Origin of the sequence: Rhizobium leguminosarum, assembly GCF_004123835.1 — a bacterium.
Taxonomy (GTDB): Bacteria; Pseudomonadota; Alphaproteobacteria; order Rhizobiales; family Rhizobiaceae; genus Rhizobium; species Rhizobium leguminosarum_M.
Genome location: NZ_MZMU01000002.1, coordinates 32,902 through 51,069, shown reverse-complemented (window position 1 = coordinate 51,069; position 18,168 = coordinate 32,902). Strand labels below are relative to the sequence as shown.

At 60.7% G+C, this 18,168-nt stretch carries 11 protein-coding genes; 2 read left to right on the top strand and 9 right to left on the bottom strand.

All coding sequences use genetic code 11. The annotated features are described in order from the left end of the window. Positions 1-3 precede the first annotated feature (3 nt). The 9 genes from B5P46_RS01650 to B5P46_RS01610 form a co-directional block, all read right to left on the bottom strand. Positions 4-1,809, bottom strand: a complete 1,806-nt coding sequence (locus B5P46_RS01650; RefSeq protein ID WP_129417170.1) for a hypothetical protein — start codon at positions 1,807-1,809, stop codon at positions 4-6. Then, positions 1,806-4,367, bottom strand: coding sequence for a lantibiotic dehydratase (locus tag B5P46_RS01645; RefSeq protein WP_129417169.1), 2,562 nt, complete (start codon positions 4,365-4,367; stop codon positions 1,806-1,808). The genes B5P46_RS01650 and B5P46_RS01645 overlap by 4 nt, the downstream gene beginning before the upstream one ends. Beyond that, complete coding sequence (locus B5P46_RS01640; protein ID WP_129417168.1) at positions 4,276-6,717, bottom strand: hypothetical protein; 2,442 nt, start codon at positions 6,715-6,717, stop codon at positions 4,276-4,278. The genes B5P46_RS01645 and B5P46_RS01640 overlap by 92 nt, the downstream gene beginning before the upstream one ends. After that, positions 6,710-9,166, bottom strand: a complete 2,457-nt coding sequence (locus tag B5P46_RS01635; RefSeq protein WP_129417167.1) for a lantibiotic dehydratase — start codon at positions 9,164-9,166, stop codon at positions 6,710-6,712. The genes B5P46_RS01640 and B5P46_RS01635 overlap by 8 nt, the downstream gene beginning before the upstream one ends. Beyond that, positions 9,163-10,872 carry a hypothetical protein gene (locus tag B5P46_RS01630; protein WP_129417166.1) on the bottom strand — a complete coding sequence of 570 codons (1,710 nt, stop codon included), beginning with the start codon at positions 10,870-10,872 and terminating at the stop codon, positions 9,163-9,165. Before B5P46_RS01630 ends, B5P46_RS01635 begins: the two co-directional genes overlap by 4 nt. After that, a complete protein-coding gene (locus B5P46_RS01625) occupies positions 10,869-13,124 on the bottom strand; it encodes a lantibiotic dehydratase (RefSeq protein ID WP_164986425.1) in 2,256 nt (751 codons plus the stop codon). Before B5P46_RS01625 ends, B5P46_RS01630 begins: the two co-directional genes overlap by 4 nt. Positions 13,125-13,138: 14 nt before the next feature. Beyond that, complete coding sequence (locus tag B5P46_RS01620; protein WP_129417164.1) at positions 13,139-14,965, bottom strand: hypothetical protein; 1,827 nt, start codon at positions 14,963-14,965, stop codon at positions 13,139-13,141. Between the two features lie 31 nt (positions 14,966-14,996). Beyond that, positions 14,997-15,608: an NADPH-dependent FMN reductase gene (locus tag B5P46_RS01615; protein ID WP_164986424.1), complete on the bottom strand. Its 612-nt coding sequence runs from the start codon at positions 15,606-15,608 to the stop codon at positions 14,997-14,999. A 72-nt stretch (positions 15,609-15,680) separates the two neighbouring features. Further along, on the bottom strand, positions 15,681-15,869 hold the full coding sequence (locus B5P46_RS01610; RefSeq protein ID WP_206735297.1) for an ammosamide/lymphostin RiPP family protein: 189 nt from the start codon (positions 15,867-15,869) through the stop codon (positions 15,681-15,683). Positions 15,870-16,435: 566 nt separating this feature from the next. Between B5P46_RS01610 and B5P46_RS01605 the strand changes: the two genes are divergently transcribed. After that, positions 16,436-17,752 (top strand): DUF7256 domain-containing protein, encoded by a 1,317-nt coding sequence (locus B5P46_RS01605; RefSeq protein ID WP_129417162.1) that lies wholly within the window; start codon positions 16,436-16,438, stop codon positions 17,750-17,752. Next, positions 17,740-18,144 (top strand): SMI1/KNR4 family protein, encoded by a 405-nt coding sequence (locus tag B5P46_RS01600; RefSeq protein WP_129417161.1) that lies wholly within the window; start codon positions 17,740-17,742, stop codon positions 18,142-18,144. The genes B5P46_RS01605 and B5P46_RS01600 overlap by 13 nt, the downstream gene beginning before the upstream one ends. Positions 18,145-18,168 lie beyond the last annotated feature (24 nt).

Below are 18,168 nucleotides of genomic sequence, written 5' to 3'. Positions count from 1 at the left end.
GTTTCAGTAAAGGTTGATTTGGTGAAATGGTTGGTTCAATCGGGTCTTAATCGCAGAGAGCGGGCGAAAAGACTCCGGAGCGGCGCGCCTATCGTCCTCGATCTTGCCGTCATCCATTGCCGGAAGAAGCGCCATGCGTGCAAGAGCGGCGTTAACATGATCAAGACCAGTGGCGTTTCCGATCTCGCGCTCAATCGCTGCGGCACGGCGATACCAAAGCGTGGCATTCGTGCGGTCGCCACAGGCCTCTTGCACAGCAGCAATATCCGCTGCGATCCGATCGCAGTAATAAAGGTCTTCATCTCTCTCGGCGCTTGCATGAGCTGCCTCGAGGTGGACAATGCCTTCCTCCCGGCGCCCGCAACGGACCATAAGAGCCCCCAGCCGATAATGCCAATGCTTGGCAGCGCTTGGGGATGCAGTGCGCATCAATGGCTCGAGCATCGCGTAGCGAGCGATTGCCTGATCATACCGTCCGCTGATCTCCTCGAGCAAAGTGATGTTGTTGAGTAGATTGAGCTTGAGATGCACTTGATCCGAAGATCGAGCTGGGCGCGCGTTGCGAGTTACCGCGAGATGCAGGCAGCGGCCAGCGGCTGCAAGATTTTTCTCTTCGACAAACGACAACGCCTTGAGATTGTAAAGCCAGGCGATTTCGTTGTCATGAGCGGCATCACCTGCCGCTTCAAGGAGATCAAGTGCTACGTCGACATGCTGGCGCCCTTCGACCGGGTTGCCGAGCCGCTTAATATGGACCAATGCGAGATAAAAGTGCGTGGCGGCCCGCTGCTCGGTTGTTTCCGCAAATTCTGCGCTCACTTCCAGCGCCTGGCGGGCGGATTCAAATGATGTCGAAAACGCATGCGCAAAACCGACCTGAAGTGCGATCTCATGGCGATCGGCAGCTGCGATATGCGAGAATTTATCGCCAAGCTCCGCGACGGTTGCGATCGCCAGTGGCAAGTTAAGGGTGAAGACACTTGCAGCCACTGCCTGGGCCGCAAGTCGACCAACGTGGGTACCATCACCTCCTGACAAGAGGGCCGCGGAGAATGCGGCCCGTGCACGGGCCTCTGCAGTTGCGATCTCGAAGGCGTCTGGCAAGCCCCGCAATACCGGCACATCATGTGTGCCGTTGGGATTTGCAGGCGACTGCAAGATCTCGGGGCGTATGAGCTTACGCAGCCGGGCCAGCATACGTGATCGAAATGCGCCGACATCAATGTGTTCACGCAGTGCGCCCTCGACAGCGGGCGCCGCCTCGCTGGGCGCGCCGCCAAGCGAGGCGAGAATGGCAAGATCGGAGCCGGGGAGAGCCTCGACCATACGCCGAAGAAGCCGAGCCGAATGCTCATCCATCTCTTGCAGTCGATAAAAGTGGAGAAGTGTCTTGCCGCCGGCTTCTGCGCGCCACGCACGCAGAAGCCGGACCAGCGAAATGACTACCCGTTGGACAGCTTCTGATTCCTTATGTAGCCGTCTGCGCGACGGCGGCAGCGCAATCGCCTCAAGATCGAGCGCGTTCGCCGTCCAGACACGTCCGCGCAGGGAAGGGAAAAGCCAGACAAGCTCGGTTGCAAGAGTTGTGAGCAATGCGATATGCCCGTTTGCTTCGAGGTCAACGATGGCTTGCGAAACGGCGGGGCGCACGGCAGAGAAGCCAATCAACGTGTCCTTCGGATCCGGTTCTATGCGCACAACCGAATTGAACCTTAGGCCGCGCGCCATGGCGGCTGCCTCGGCGGCGTGGGCGGTTGCGGTGGTCTCAATCCAAGCGACGTTGTCATTAACAACTTGAGACTGCGTCATATTGCCTCTCTATGAATCCGATTTTGGACCGCGGCGAACGTGCAGCGGAGCTCACAGGTATGAAGCGCGCCACCCGGTCCCTCGAGCCACAGGCCATCGACGTCGGGAAGCATTTCAGTGAAAATCGTCTCCTCCTTGTCCGGCATGAGCGCATCGAGCATTTCGAGAGCGTGAAGACTGCGGAAGTCGATCATCACGGGTTTGCCCTCGCTTGGGGGGCGCATGAACACCTGCTCCGGCATTCCGTGACGTGTGCGGGCTCGCCGCGCATCAAGCGCGAGCTTGGCAAGGTCGGCCCCGTAGGCCGGCGAAAGGCCAAACGCGGTGCGGTCGAGGCGCCAGCGCGCGCGCTGGATCACCAGATCTCCGCTAACGATGCGGGGCGTTCGTATGCCTGTTTCAATCGTCGGAGGGACGACCTGTGGAAGTGAAAACAAGGCATGAATGAGCGTCTTGAGCTCGCCGTTATACAGCCGCAATTCGTCGTCCACGCCACGCGCGTGCAGAGACAGGCGGAAGTCTCCCCGCCGAACCTCGACGTGCGCAATCGGCAAGAGCTGGTTACGTCCCTCGCGCGACGGCGCGCGCATCAGAATGCTGGTGCCCGGATATTCGAAGGGAACGATCTTCACACGATTGGCTGAGAGGACGTTCGAGCAGTTTCGATCGACGTGCTGCGCAAGGAAATCCCACATTTCCTGTGCTATCTCATCGGAACGGGGATGGAAGCCGAGTGCCCACCCCCAAACCATGACTGTGTCATGGGCCTCGCCAAGAACAATGGTGAACTTGCCGCCGTCGCCGCGAACCAGCATCAGATCGGGTGAGACGAGAAGCGGGGCTTCGGTTTCCCGAACAGCCCGGCCGCTGCCGTCGGCGAGGCACCTTACATCAATTTCCACGATAGATGTTTCGCCGGCCTGCCGGACGTCAACCAAAATCCCGGCGAGAACGCGGTCTCTCGCTTCAATTGCCGCTTCAGCAGCACGGCGCTCGAATTTCGCGTATTCAGGGTGACCCGCTACTTCTCGCAGGAAGCGCGCGAGCGAAATCGGTTCCGCGTTGTCACCAAAGACGCACTCCCAGAGTTCGAATCCGAGCGGCTCGATTGCCGCCCGTTGCTCGACTGCGATCTGGGTCCAAAGATCAAGCCACGGCTCAAGGTCGCGGGTCACACTTGCCGCAAAGGCTGCATCGAGTTCGACCTCGCCGAGATCACCACGGCACTCCTCGTAGAGGAGGAGCCGATCGGCATAGATCGCCCCGCCTCCACGCTTTTGCGCACCGCCGGTTAGCTCGGTAAAGATCGTGCCGACTCGCGCAAGGAGCTCCGCCTTTTCCTCAACGGACGCGGGTGAGAAGTGCTCGCGCAACGTGGCAATTTCTTTCAACGCCACCCTGATGCGCTCAAGCTCGGTGTCCGGCCCAAGGCTGTTGAGAAAGTCCAAAAGGGTCACTAACGGATCCGGATCGGTTGCCGAAAGCGGTATGGCTACACGAACGAGCCCCCTGGCCGAGAGCGCGCCGAGCACCGTTTCGGCCTCTTCGACCGAAAGGCCACAATCGCGCGCGCATTGCTCCAGGCTTCGATGGTCATCGAAACGCGCGATCAGCACCTCCTGCTCCCGGGTGAGGAGAACCGAACGGTTGAACGCGCTAAGATACAGGGATCCGGGCTCAAGCGCGCAGGTGTAGTCAAGACGCGGCGGACAGGCAGCTCGAACCAGAGTAATCCGTTCCACTAGTTCGACGATCGCTCGAACCGCCCAATACGCCACGAAAGTCCGGCGCATGCTGGGGACCGCGCCACGCTCAGGCAGCGTCACCGGCAGCTTCGAAAATGTTGGATCAAAGTACCGATTCTCATCGGCTACCCGGCCGTAGTTGATAGGACCAAAGAAGCTCGTGGTCTCATTCTTTGCGCATAGCCGCTGCAGATATTGCACCAGCTGTCGCTCGTCACGTTTGGCGCGTGAGTTGCGGACGCCAGATCCGACCTGCCCTTCGCGCAACACATGCGCATACATTGACGGACTCGAAAGGAAAATAGCCTCACGCACTCTTTGGTTGACGACATGCCCTAAAAGCGCATTGCGGGCGAGCATCAGGTCGGACGACACGGTCTCCGCCATAAGCCTGAGCGCCTCGTCGCGGCGCGAGACGGCTCCATTCCATGCCTGCAGCGCCTCGCCTAGCGCGGAGACCGTATCAGCGGCTTGCAATTCCGTTGCGTTAAATAGTCCGCCTCGCTGAATGCGGTCACGGAACGTCTTCAGTCGCAGACCCTCTGGCTTCGGCCAATTTGCGCTCCAACGCTCCGCGAGCAACCGGCCGAGCGCTGCGGTCGCATCCTCCTCATTCAGGGCGTCATCCGTCGCCTTGGCGGCCCGCTCACAGATGAGCGAGCGGAGAAAATCGAGCGGGAAACCGGCCGAGCGCAGAAGAAAACGGGGCGCGAGGCGCCACTCACGAGCCATTGGCGCCTCCCACAATGAGGAACCGAAATTCGCTTGTTCGCCTGCCGTCGTGGCTGCCGTCAAGCCAAAGCTCGTCGGCATTTGGTAGCATCTCCTCGATTGTGACGGTATCCGACGGTTTGATCAGTCCGAGCGCGGCCTCGACAAGGAGTGGGCTATCGATGTCGAGAAGAACCGGTTTCGGCTCACCGCTGCTGCGCAGGAAAGCGTATCGAGGCAGCCCGACTTGACGCGCCTGTCGCCGGAACTCCACATACCTTGCTTCGGTAGTCGACAGCTGCGCAATCGCGACGAGGCGGTGCGCGTTTAGGCGCCAGCGCTCGCGGTAGATCGTGAAGCGGCGCCGTCCGAGGCGTTGTCGGACACGCGCCGCGAAAACGGTCGAGTCGACGAGCGCCGAAGGTTCGATCAAATCGGGTAGGCGGAGGACCGGGGCCGAGAACAGTTCGAAGGCGCGGTAGGCGTCCGGGGAAAAGCCAAAGGCCGGTGCGTGGAAAACGAGCGGGCGTGGATCTGTGTCGCCCGCCACACGAAGTACCAAGCGCCTTGGCTGCCGCTCGACGACCAGGTCGGCGAGACCCAGGGCATGCGCCGACGCGCCCTCCACCCGACCGGAAAGTTCGATCACCAGACCGGAATAGATCTGCGGCGCTGCTTTCATGTGGCGTGCGAGCACTAGGTTCGCAAACCGTACCTGCGCGGCCGCGGCCTTGGTTTGAGCCGCTTTCAAAGCGGCGATAGACGCCGATACCTCGAGCCCCCGCGGCGACGCGTCGAGCATCCATCCGTCCATTGTGACACCGTGATGCAATTCGCCGAGGGTCCAAGTGACCTCTCCAGGCTCAGTCGCATTTGCAGACGCCAAAAGATCCGGTGAGAGATCAAAATACGGCACAAGTGAGCGACCGCCAGCAAGGCTTTCGAGAGCCTCAGTATCCCAAGCGTCATCCGCTCCGGCGCGTGCAAGCACGTCTGCCCAGCCGCGGCGGAACGCGATCTCGTCGGAATCCAGCACCGGCTGTGCGGGCGTTGATGCGAGCAGAGCGATGAACTTGTCAAAGCGCACCCGCGGCGTCGCCTCAAAGGCCGAATCATAAGCCTTGATGGCGGTGGTCATCGCCTTGTCGCGACGGAGGTGGTCGTCAACGCGGCTGGCAAGTATGAGGGCGGCTAGATCGTCCTTGCACCGATAGAGCGTGGCCTCCTCGAGGTCCACACGGCCACCGCCATGGCATTCTTCGTAAAGTAGCGTTCGTGTCCGGAACATACGCCCGGCGTGACGGCGAAGCTCGCCGGATGAGAAGGAGCGATAGCGCTCTTCAGCCGAGGCGAGCGCTTCGGTCTTCGCTTCGCGGCCGTCCTTTGCGAAGGCGCGCCTGTCGGCGTCGAAGCCGGCAAGAATCGCCAGCCAACCCGCCTGCGCACTGCGCTGTCCTTGGCTGGTAACGCGCAGCGAAGCGATCTTTACGGATAGCCAGTCCAGCTGATCGACAACGTTGCTGGGAACGCGAAGGCTGGCTCTCAGTCGTCCCGAACTCGCTGCGTGGTCGAGGACGCGTTCGCTCGCCATGTCGCGCGATTGTCCTTCCAGGATCCGCAGCGGATCGTTGCGGCGTAAGCCCCCACCCACGAGCGGTAGGAGTGGCTGCAAATCCGGGTCAGCCTCGATTGATCGAACGATTTCATCGATGAGCCAATGGGCCACATAGCCCTTGCGCACTGGGGGCGAGGCTGGAAATAGCGCGAGCCCGATCTGCGGAAGAGTACAAAGGATGACACCATCATTCACGGGTCCGAAGCGGGCATTTGTTTCGTTCTTGGCAGCAAACCGTTGTAAATAGAGGGTCGCCGTGCGTTCTCGCCGGCGTGTCCGGCTGTTCCGTGTAACATCTGGTTTGCCCGGCGCGAGGGAGCCGTTTTCGCTCAACGTGGCGTTTGAGTTGTGCAACGCCTCCTGAAAGCGCTCGTCATTGACTGACTCGGCAAGCGCCGTTCGAGTGCGTAGCAACCCTTGATCGAAAGCCTCGCGGGCTATTCTCTCCGCCGCGGCGACCGTCACGAGCGCCGCGTCATACTCGCAAAGTGCTGCGCGCATTGGCGCGTCTGCGCTGTCTTCTATTGTGGCGCGGGCGTCCTGATCGAGGGCTACACCCGCTTTTGCGCGGGCGCGAAGCCGCCGCGCGGCAGATCGTGTGATGAGTTGCGATTCAAGCGGTCGAAGTACGCTTCGAAGTGAATTGGCAGCGGCGGCGAGGGCGATGCGGGCTTTGGTAGCTGCGTCGAGCGAAACGCATGCCTTGGCATTCAGCGCCAACGCCTCCAGCAGCGAGAAAGGCAGCCCGGACGAGCGTACGACGAAATCGCGCAGAAGAAGCGCGCTTGGCAGGATCGGCATGGCCGACAATGCTGAATTGCGTTCCGGCTCAACCATGCTCGTCTTCCGGAAGGTATGTTGCGGGGCCGGGACGGAAGCAGGTCGTTCGCAACTCGATGCAATAGCCGTCATCTTGTCCATCGCGCAACCACAAACCGTCGGAGTCCGGAAGCATTTCGCTGCACGAGCCGCGGCCATTGGCGCGAAGAAGTTCGTGAACGACGGCGCACGCGTTCGGGCTGTCAAGATCGAGAAACAGTGGCTTCTTTTCGCTCGGTACGCGCACAAAAGTTCGTTTGGGCATACCACGCTCTCGTGCGATCCGTCGCAAGTCGCGCATTGCCGTCAGCTCGTCGTGGCGTGCGTCAAGCGTTGCGATGGTTGTTTCGTCAAGCTCCCAGCGCGCCCTCTGATAAACGACGTCTCCTACATGGATCCTCGGTGTGAAGGTGCCAAGTCTGATGGGCGCCGGGCTGACGCGTGGTGGGGCGAAGGCCCATATGTGAGCCTTGTCGTCGCCACTGTGATAAAGGGCGAACGCGGTACCCGAGGTCCGATCCACGATTGACAGTGTTCCTCCAAGCATAGCGACGTTCAGGTCACGCAACGCAATGCGTCGTGCGCCTGGTCCTGCGTCGCCCGACACTTCAACGAACGTGCCGGGGAAGCTCTCATGGACCAGCCCCTTGTGCACGCGCGTGTGCAGGATTGTCGCTAGACGCGTGCCGATGCCGATGCCCTCCAGCATCGCAACTGTTCGCTGGCGCGCGTCCTCCGCGCGAGGATGGAACATCATCTGTGAGCCCCAACAGGCGACGAACTGATGCGTTTCCCCCAGAACGAGCGTTGCTTCTCCTTCTGCAATGGCCCGCAAATCACGTGCGGCAAATAGCAGATCCGGCGAGGTGTAAAGTCCGCAGCCGTCATCCTCACCGACGAGAGCTGCGACATCCGAGACATCCATGCGTACGGCGCCATCGCAGACGCGCATCGCCGCTAGGTTCTCGAGCTTCTCCTGGAACTCGGCCGCGCGGCCACTCTTTTCGAGTCTCCCGTCAGTGTCGAGCCGGTGGAGGCCATCGATGAACTCGACATACGGTATGGCACTCCGCCCGTCCGCCAGCAGTCTGAAGGCGCTCACGCACGTAGCGCGCACGTCGCGCGCGCGCCTCAATCCGTAGGCTCCCATCAGATCGAGCACCGGCTGTAGGCGCGTCAGCACTCGTTTCGAGGCTGCCGGAGAGAGCCGGAGGATGTTGGCACCGCCATCGCATTCTTCATAGCTGAGGGTTCGGTCCGCATATGTTGCCCCGGCAGAACGTCGGGTTGGAAGTCCGATTTCGCCAACCGCCTGCTCAAGCCGTACGGCCGCAGCCACCCGCATTGCAAACGTGCCCGCAGCCATGCCGGCGAGCGCATCTTCGATACGGTCAACAATCAGGAGCACCTCATGCGCCGCCGGGCCTAGGGCATTTGTCACGAAACGGCGGAGGTAAGCGAGCGGGTCGAGGACAGTCGAAGGAATAGGTATTTCGAGCGTGGCAAGCTTGCGCGCCACAAGTCTGTCGAAGAGGCGCATCTCCAGGGGCGTCGTCGCGGCCTCGGATACGCAAGTTACCGATGTACAAGCGCGTTGAAGGAGATGCCTCGCCTCTGCTGGAAGAGGCAGTTCCTTTCCGCCCAGAACGGCACGCTCACCGTCAATGTGCAAAAGAGGATGAACGCGCACGATAAGATGTGGGCGCAGCCGCGGATTTGCCGCGATCAGACGCGCCAGTTCCTGCACTGCCCAAAAGGCAAGATAGACCTTCCGGCCGTTATGTTTGCCCGGCGCCTTGGCTGTCGTCGCGTCGTCTATCGCCGTGTCAAATAGCGAACCGTAGCCCATTGGCCCAAAGAAACTGGCGGTATCATTCTTGGCGCAAAACCGATGAAGATAGGTGGCGAACCGACGCTCTTGTGCCCGTCGAACATTTATTGCCCCGCGTGTGAACGACTGAAATGCACTATCATGGAAGTCCGGATTGGAGACGCGGATCGCTTCCTCCAGCCAAGGATCCTCGGCATAAAGGCGACGGAGCGCTGCCGTCACATTCACCCGCTCTTGCCCATAAAGCGTCCGCACTTCAGCTTCGACCGACGCGACCGTCTCCGCCAGTGCGGCGATCTCGTCAAGCCCGCGCCCGAGTTCGCCTTGACCAAACTCAATCGACAGGGTCCGGCGTGTGTCACGCAGCCCCGCGAGATCACTATTGCGACCCACCCGTGAGCGAAGCTTAGACAGAATCCGTCGCATCGGGTCCCCTCGAGCAGTCGCACTCACGGCCTCCGGAAAGGGGCCAGCAAGCAAATTTGTGCGCAGGCTTTCCAAGGCTTCTTCGAGATCGGCCAGCCGATCGAGCGCGGCGGCGACGGCCGGCAGCCGCAGCATTTCAAGCAAGTTCAGAGGGAAACCTGCATGACGGACAACGAGATCAGGAAGGATTTGCCAGGATACACTGCTCATTGCGATGCCCCCGTGATTGGCGGGATGTGAATGAGGTGGAAGGGTCGCCCAAGCTTGCTACCGGTCAAACCGAGGTTTGTGGTGGCGATGCCATTGGGAGCGTCCGCGACGAGAGCCGCGGCATGTTTGGCGCGCGCGGCGGCGTCGCTGTTGCGACAAGCTACGGCAGCCTCACCGGCCCGCTCGAACCAACGCTCGGCTCTCTGAAGCTGGCCGAGGCGCGCTGCCAGGACCCCCAAATCGTAGCCTACATATGCCTGATGGAACACATCGGAGAGAGTTTCTGTTTCACGCCAGCAATCTAGCATCGCCTCATAGGCGTCCGCTGGACGCCCGCATGCATCCAAGAGGGCGGCATTACGGAACAGAAACACCTTGCGAAACAGTGGATCACCGGCGCCGCTGAGCTTTTGGAAACGCTGCCAGATCAGCAGCGCGCCCTCTGGGTCGCCAGACACTTCGCGAAGCGTACTCATGTTGTTGATCAGGTTCACCTTGAGGTGCATCGCATCACTGCCGGCAACGGTTTTTACCTCTGCTAGGCCTTCGCGGCATTTTTCGAAAGCTGCGTCGTTTTCACGGCGACGGAAATGAACAAGTGCGTGGACGTTGAAAAGCCAAGCTCGCTCGAGGCGCGCATTGCCATCAATGAGACCGGAAATTTCTCCCATCGCCGTTTCGATCACGGCCTGCGCCCGGTCGAGTTCGCTGAGGCGTTTGTTCAGGAGGAGCGCGACATAGACGCTCGCCCTGGCACGCGATATCGGATCCTCCGCTTCTACTCGTGCCTGCTCATAGACATCAAGCGCGAGCGCGAAATTGCCAAGATAGGCGTGCGTGAGGCCAAGCAAGCGACTTCGTTCGGCTCGAGACAGTCGGCTGCACGGACGGGTCAGGGAGGCGAGCGCAACGTCGAGCTGCCCGGCCTGGATGGCGCGGAGGATCGCCCCGGGCTCATCGGGCAGATTGGGGAACTCGGCCAGAATTGCCGCCTGCGGCGCATCCCACTCAGAGGGGCCTTTGACCACCTCGGGATCGGTGGTCCGGATAAAATCGCGAAGGAAACGGCGGCGTTCTTTCTCAACCCCAAGAAGATGCCGTTCGGGCTCGTCGTCGTCAGCAAGCGTTCTATACGCCTCGTTAGACAGGCCGATGACGATGGTAACGGACCGTCCCTCACTTCTACGAAGCTGATCGAGAGCGAGCAAGGTGAGCCTATCGAGCCGATCGATTGCGGGAGCGACAACCAGAAGCTTGCGTCCCGAGGCACTAGGCAGTTGCGCCAGACATGTGCGGAGGAATCGAACTGAGGCCTCCAGGATGCGGAAATTGAACTCACTTTCGCGCGAAAGCCGTCTTTCAGAGGCCGGCAGCGCGATGCGCGAAAGTGGCCCATCGTCGCCAGCCAACGCCGCAAGCTCGGGACCGAAGCCGATGAGTAGTTCTGGCGCTTCAAGCGCGACTGTGGACTGAAAGGGTGCAACGAGACTGGCAAGGGCGCTGTGCGGGCGTAGGGGGTCGCCTGCGGCGTCCCAAAGAGCTACCATATCGCCCGATTCACGCTGACGGGCAGCAAATGCTTCGAGCCACGGCAGACGCCACGGGTCGGCTCCCACCAAGAGAACCAAGGGTCGCCCCTCAAGAGCCCGCTCCAGAGGGTCCATCAGGGGAGTTGCCATTTGCTGCCTTTGCGTGTCGGCATTCATACGTTGATCTCCGGCACTGGCGTCAGCGCTACGCCGATTCTCAGCTCGCTGGTAAAGCCGCCGAGCTTCTGATGAAGGAAAAGTTGGTCGCGCCCCGGTAGCATTTCTTCGATGAGGAGTTCGTCAGATCGCTGGGCCATCGACACGACGAGATCGAGACAAAGCTCGATCGCAAAGTCGATAAAAACAGGTTTGCGGTCGACGGACGTGCGCACGAAGACGCGTTCGGGAAGGCCGAGCTGGCGCCGGAAGGCTAGCGTTCGGGCGAACCGCAACGGACCACGCCCTTCGCAGGCCGCATATGCCACCGCGGCACCTGTGCGCCAGCGGGCTCGCTGAATGACGGCCCCTCCGAGCACGATGCGCGGCGTGAAGGTGTCCAACTCGACGGTTGGCAAGACGAACCAAGGTGTCGTGAGCGCGGCGAAAGGGGCAAAACCCAGGTGGTCTGCAAGCGTCAGGTATAGCGCCACGGGCTCCGATTCTCCGGAGACGAAGAGTGCCACACCGCCATCCTCGTCCCGCTCAATCTCAAGACGAGACGCCGACACCGTCTGAATGGCGGGGTCAACGACCTGCTCGGAATAGACTGCGCGGCGTCCGGGGAAGGCGTAGAAACCTTTGTTTCGCCTGCGAACCTCAAGGGCAATCAACCGCGAGTAGCCGGCCTCGTTGAGCCACCGTCTCGTGTCGCACTCAACGGCGCCAGGATCCGGGTGCATTGTCGTGAGCCAACTTGGAATTGGTAGCGCGTGGTGAATCTTCCGCAATACGACCCGGTAGTGGCCGTGCTCGACATCCTCCGGGCAAGAAGCGTCCAGGAAGATGTCAGCGAGACCGTAGGCGCCGCGACGTAAGTGCGGCAGATCGAGTTCGGCGGGATCGACATGCACCTCCGCCCCTGGTGCTGCCCCGGCGTTCGCAACGATCTCTTTGAGCTTTACGGCCGCGGGCGAAGGCGGCGTGGGTGGTAGTAGGGTAAGCCCGGCTGAGCGCATTGCCTCTACAAACGCGACGAAACTAAGCCGCGTTCCATCGGGAACGGCACGTTCTAGAATTGCATTGGCATTTCGTCCGAGCGCGCGCCAGCGTTGAAGTCCCTCTACTGCGGCGAGTGCCAACGCGGGAGCAAGCCGGGCGGAGAGTTCGTCGTGTAACGGCCGGCCAATCCGCATCCGCGCGAGTGAGCCCCGCGTTTCCTCGTAATAGATCGAGCGATCCTCGTAGAGTTCACCCGAGCCTCGCCGAGCGGGGAGCCCCGTCTGAGCTGTGAAACGCGTTTCCCCTTCATCAATCAACAAGCGACGCTGTTCAAACAGTGCATCTCTCATCGTGCGGGTCCATGCATCCCAATCATCAAGGCGGCCGAGCCACACCATTCTGCCTGAACTTTCTGGAAGCGCAGCCAGTCGCGTGCGTAGGTCGAGAAGTGCTTCGGCGGACGACGAAGAAACGGCAAGTTCCCTCACGAGCAATCCCGCTGCTATCAGTTGGCTGATCAGTTTACCCACGCCGGGGCCGAGCCGCGCGACGAGTGCAGCCTGTGGGCTTTTTCCGTCGACTGCGTCAAATACCGCGCGGAGTGGAGGGCTGAGCGGAAAGGATCGGCCACCGGAAATGCCAACTTTCTCGCCATTGCGTACCAGGAGGGGGTGCGTCGTCACCGGCAGAACAGCGGCTATGTCTGGGTCGTGGGACAGTGCTTTAGCGATTGCTGCGAGGGCCCAGTAGCTCAGGAAGACTTGGCGCGCCGTAACGAGTGCCTCCCCGCCGCCGGCTGCATTGCTTGCGATCTCCTCGGCATAGTCGAGACGGCCAGGCCACGCGTGATCGACGTCCCCGTAGTTCATTGGGCCAAAATAGCTGGTCGTCTCGTTCTTGGAAACGAGTCTCTGGACATAGGTGAAGATCGCCCGCAGCGCGCGGCGAGAATCCGCGTCGGTGCGGCCCTCCGAGAGAGCCCGGCGTGCCTTGCGCAATGCGTTTTGATAGGCTTGTGGGCTTGATATGAATATCGCCTGTTGAATGTCCTCGCGTTCAAGAAGCGCCGCGAGTGCTTCGCGCCCGCGAGTACTCTCAACCTCATACGCACGCTCTATTTCGGATTGGTCAGCGCTCTCACTCAGAAGCGAAATGGTCTTCGTGCTGCGCATTGGATCAAGGAGACCAAGCGAAAAACCAGCGCTGCGTATACTGAAATGCCGTAGAAACGACGCCACGTATTCGTTTGCGGGAAGTGCTGGTGCCATCATGCTTTTGTCTAGCGTCATCCGGCAAGCCCTCTACCAGCGATGTAGGCCTTCAGCCGTTCGAGGCGGTGCTGTGCGTGGGCCAATGCGGCGCGCCATTGCTCGGGAGCGTGTGCCGGGCCACTAAGGACGTCGCCAAGAACGTCCTCTGTGCTTGCGGTCGCCATGTCCGACAGTAGGGTTTGAAAGCGTTTGGGAAAGCTGTTGGCGTCTGTATCGCGCGCGCTCAGCAACGGCTGCGCAGTGAGGAAGCCTATCACGTACGGCATTCCGTGAAATCTCCTTGCGGTGGAGAGGATCGGCGCACAGCTCCACGCGAGATCGTCCCAGGGCCGGATCGCCCCGCCTTGCCAAAAGCGAGCCAAATCGTGAGCAATCTTCTGAAGTTCCCTTGGCGCCGGCGCCGTCTGAGCACGTGCGAGGCTAAGCTCTAATGCCGCATTCATGGGTAGCTGAATAAGATTGGTGGCCAGACTTTCTGCCTCTGTCCAGGCGAAGCGGTGGGCCGCGACGACATCTTGCTTTCCGTCTTTGGCCCAGACGTCGCGAAGCGCCTGCTCGGCGATGGCACTGACCGTTTCCGCTAGGGGGGAGGCGATTGCGTGTCGCTCGGCCGGCATCGCGCGCACGGCGTGAAAATGATAGGCGTGCGCGCATTCGTGAGCGAGCCGGATCGCGTTGCGCGGCAAATCGTCGTAGTTGATGAAAACGAGCGGCTGGCCCCTGCGCGATATTGCAGTTTGAAGATCGGTCGTGACTCGCCCCGGTGCAGAGGGTCGAGCGTCGATCCAGCCACGTGTGACAGCTGTCTCGAAGAAGGCGCGCATGTCCGGATCAATCGTCTCGAAGGCACGCGAGACGTCTTCAATTGCTTTATCGAGAGCAATCCGCCCCGCAGGTGGATGGAAGGCGGCGATGTCCCAGAGCGCGAGGGATTTCTTTCCAGCCAAGCCTGCTTGCACTGCAAGCCCGCCTTGTCCAGTTTCGCGTCCCTCGCCAAGAACCTCCATCACGGCATGCGCAGTTTGTGGTGAGAGTCCATCCTCCCGGAGTGCGTCGGCGAACGCATGTGCGCCTAAGCTCGGCCGTGCCTTGCGGTGAAGCACCGCTGAAACGAGTTCCTGATGAGGAGCCCAAGCAGCCTGGATTGCGTGCGCAAGCGTCTGGCGGTTCTCCGGTTCTGCGCTCCAAAGAGTACGATTGGCGAGACGCGCAGGCAGAGTACCGACTAGCTGCCCTTCGGCATTGACGACCTCAATGGTCAGGTCGTCGAGGAGTGTCGTGTATGCCCGCTGGAATTGGCCGTCGTCTTCCGTTGTACCGTCGAATTGTGGAGGTGCCAGCGCCTCCACAATCCAGCCCGCGAAGCGATTCCGACCGGCAACGGAGGGCAGGTGATTAAGAACGGTATCGCGGAGTTGCGCTGTTTCTTCAGAGAGCCGAGTGAGGATTGGTCGTGGTGCACGCTGATTGAGAACGGCTAGGCTGATTGTGGATTTCCGCGCCCGCGCCACCACGCGTCTGTCGTCACCGCAAATCCGCAGCGCGTCGCAGAAGACATAAAGCTCTTGGATCGTATCGCGGCACTCACACCATGCTCGATCAAAGGTGCAAATAGCGGCTGGAAGCTCCCCGGACTCGGTTTCCGCCACGATGGCAGCCCGTCCGACGAGCTCCCTAACTTCGGCGTGAACCCGTATCAGGGCTGCCGTGAAACTCGGCGCGGTGACGTCAGGATGAATGTTGGTCAGGTCCCAATGCAGCTCCGCTATTGGCGCAGCTTTCTTCGCCGAGGCAGACAATACCGCTTCCGAGGCGATGGGTTTGGTAGACGCAGCCAACATGCGTGTTCACTCCTCGGACATCATTGCCCTGTCACATACCGTTCGGAAAAAGGGAAAGATCGACATTAGCGCTGCTTCGCATGCCCTGCAGGGCGGTCGAATAGGCAAACAGGACGTCGCAGGCATGATCGATGCGGGTCCAGGCCTGCGGCAAATTCGCCTTAGGGGCTTCGTCGGTCGCGGCGGTGAACTGACTGACGCGCCGCACGATCACGTGGTGCGGAATCCAGCAGATGCGTGTGTTCTTATAACTCGACATCCGCAGCTCTGCGATCGGGTAAGCTCCCCCAAGCCCCTCGGAAATGGCAACGATGAGCGCAGGTTTGTGAGCGAAGATGTGGTTCCGGTCGAGTAGGAAGAGATTCTTAAGGATCGGCGGTGCCATGCCGCCATATTCTGGGACCACGAAGATGAAGCCGGAGGCCGACCGGAACTTACGCTCGATTCCCCCGAATGAATCCCGCCAGAGATCGGAGTCGCTCATGAATTCGGGATCCCACATCGGCACCTTCGCGTCGACGAGCGATACTATTCGAGCTTCGACGTCGGGTCGCCTCGACGCAGACCGCCCCTGTATCTGTTCGGCGAGCCGACGACTCTGTGAGCCGGGGCGCTGGCTCCCGGCGATGATGACAATTTGCAATGGAACTGTCCTTGCTAGCTCGGCGCTTCGCACCGGAATGGAACCCGCGCTACTCGCGCGCCAGAAATCCGCTCACAACGCAAGGGGTGCGATTTTGTCCTCAAGATCCTCAAGGTCAAAATCGAGATCGTCGAGATCGGCGAGTGCGGCTTCCAAGGCGTCAGCATCCGCCTTGTCAGTCTTTGACTGTGCCATTTCTGTGCCTTCGGTCGCGGTGGTCGCAACCTGTTCGGGCGTTTCGAATGCCTTATTGTCGGGCATGTTGGATCTCCCAGCATGGGCCGTTGGCCACGCGGCCATCGGCGTCATTCTCCAATGACTTAAACATATGCCTATAGGCGGTTGCTCTCTCTGTGGAGTGCACCCTAGAGGGGAGATAATACGACTAAAATAATCATGTCAATGTGTTTCAGATGCCAGCGGTTGAGAAAATGGCGACATTCTCAAAATCTACAACTACTGGACCGTAACTGGTAGTTCAGAAGGGACAGTCAGGAGCCGCAGCTTAAATGCCGAAAGGGGCCTGCAAGACGATCTTCCCGCACGCCCTCGGGCGAGTTTATGGGATAAAGTCCGCGGCTCCGTCGGCATTTACGTCGCGCTCCCGCCGACAGACGCACGTCTAAGACCCTGTTCGCTGTCGATTGCAACGTAGGCAAGGTAGGTAAGTGTCGCTTTGCACTCCATCGTAAGAATGCGGGGTCCTTCGCCGTGAACGATTGGGCGCCTTCCCGGCCACGCTGAGCCTCCAACCTCCCGCTACGTCATTGCCCTGTCTCCAACCCGTCCTATCTCTTGCGCGGGACGGTCAGCGAGAGAGGACGCGCATGCCGATAGACAATGCGAGATTGGCTCCGATGCAGCCGGGTGTATCTGTGGAGGAGCTGAAGGCGGCTTTGGGGACGAACTGGAAGGAGCCGAGCCTACAGGCGGAAGGCCATCTGCATATCGAGGAATTCGGCACGCGCATTACCGCCGATGGCAGGCTCGGCGAGGTTCATTTTCGCGCCCCCTTCGAACTTCCCCCTATCCATGGCGTCAGAATGGGAATGCCGGCCGAAGAGCTGTATCGGCTTTATCCCAGTGTCGAGCGCATCTCGGACGAGCGGGAGAAATATGGCTGGACCATGCTGAAGACGGACCTGTCGGAAACGCTCACGCTCGGCGTCGGCATCAGGGAGGATGTCGTCAGGATCATCAGTCTGACGGATCCGAGGGCGGTCTATCCGGAGCGGCCCTATAAATATACCGATCCCACCCTCACCGAGGCCTATGACCTGACGATGATCGATCCTGTCGATCTCGCCCGCCGTCCCGATAGCGGCTGGTGCTACGGCCGCCCGCCAGGCATCGATGCCGGGAGATGGCCGGTCAGCACTACCAACGGAATGCCGCTTCGCCACGCCTTCACGGTGAAACTGCCGCCGCAATACCGCACGCTCGGCGATGAGTATGTGGCGATCTCGCTCTTTGTCGACGAACAATGGGAAACGCCGCCGGCAAGCAGGAATGTGGACACCGGAGGCGCGCGCCGGGTCGATCCGCGCCGCTTCGACATGGAATTCATGGACAACGACTACGTTCTCTTCTGGCTGACGGAAGAGGAGTTTGCAGCACCGCTCGGCGCACCGCCGGCCATCGAGGGCGCTCCTGTTCCCGGCTGGCTCTCGAAATCGCCGCTCGATTATTTCGGCGAATTCAACCTACCGAGAACGGCGGCCGAGCAGCAGGCGAAAAGCGTCTTTTCGCCCGGCGGACTGGCCGTCAAGGAACTTCTGGCAGCAGCCCGGCCTGCGAGGGGCTGGAAGAACCTGCCGGGAACAGAAGCACTCGACTACGGTTGGCCGATCGAGATCACCTTGCGCGAGGGCGACCCGAATGTCGGCAAGCCGGCGCGCGAGTTCAGGCACGAAAACGAGTTCAGCGGCTATATCGCCGCCTATTCGGAAGAGGGCCAGGCATTGGGGCTGGAGCGCTTTCAGGACTGGCACGCCCATCTCGGCGGCACGATGTTTCCCATGCAGGGTTATCCCGATTTCTCGCCCTTCTACATCGAGATCTCGGAGATCTTCGGCGGCTTCAATTTCGGCGACGGTGTCGCCCAGATCGACCTCAAGGAGATGAAGCTCGAATGGGCCTGCTGATGCTGGAGAAATTTGAAGATGGCTGCCAGTTGCCGGGCGCAAGCCCGGCTGAAATCGCGGCCTGCGAGGCGAAACTGAAGATTATCCTGCCGGCGGAGACCAAGGCCCTCCTTGCCGCCTCCAACGGCTTCAACGGCGAGGTCGGCCAAGGTTATCTGGTCCTGTGGAGTGCGGCGGAACTCTCTGGGGCTGACGGCTACGAGATCTTCGAATTCCGCGACGACCAACTGCTGATCGGTTCGAATGGCGGCCCGACCGCCTATGGCTTCGTCAAGGGCGACTATATTTCCATTCCCTTCGTCTTTGCCGGAAACTGGCTGAATGAAGTGCGTGTTCTCGGCCGCTCTTTCGAGGAGTTCATCGAGGCGATTGAGCGCGGCGACGGTTGGTAAGGTCATTTGCCCGGCGGTCCGGGT

Bases quoted from the DNA above. Each gene is read 5' to 3' on its own strand.
- B5P46_RS01620 (WP_129417164.1), bottom strand. From the start codon at position 14,965: ATGTTGGCTGCGTCTACCAAACCCATCGCCTCGGAAGCGGTATTGTCT.
- B5P46_RS01630 (WP_129417166.1), bottom strand. From the start codon at position 10,872: ATGAATGCCGACACGCAAAGGCAGCAAATGGCAACTCCCCTGATGGAC.
- B5P46_RS01635 (WP_129417167.1), bottom strand. From the start codon at position 9,166: ATGAGCAGTGTATCCTGGCAAATCCTTCCTGATCTCGTTGTCCGTCAT.
- B5P46_RS01640 (WP_129417168.1), bottom strand. From the start codon at position 6,717: ATGGTTGAGCCGGAACGCAATTCAGCATTGTCGGCCATGCCGATCCTG.
- B5P46_RS01605 (WP_129417162.1), top strand. From the start codon at position 16,436: ATGCCGATAGACAATGCGAGATTGGCTCCGATGCAGCCGGGTGTATCT.
- B5P46_RS01625 (WP_164986425.1), bottom strand. From the start codon at position 13,124: ATGATGGCACCAGCACTTCCCGCAAACGAATACGTGGCGTCGTTTCTA.
- B5P46_RS01610 (WP_206735297.1), bottom strand. From the start codon at position 15,869: ATGCCCGACAATAAGGCATTCGAAACGCCCGAACAGGTTGCGACCACC.
- B5P46_RS01645 (WP_129417169.1), bottom strand. From the start codon at position 4,367: ATGCCGACGAGCTTTGGCTTGACGGCAGCCACGACGGCAGGCGAACAA.
- B5P46_RS01650 (WP_129417170.1), bottom strand. From the start codon at position 1,809: ATGACGCAGTCTCAAGTTGTTAATGACAACGTCGCTTGGATTGAGACC.
- B5P46_RS01600 (WP_129417161.1), top strand. From the start codon at position 17,740: ATGGGCCTGCTGATGCTGGAGAAATTTGAAGATGGCTGCCAGTTGCCG.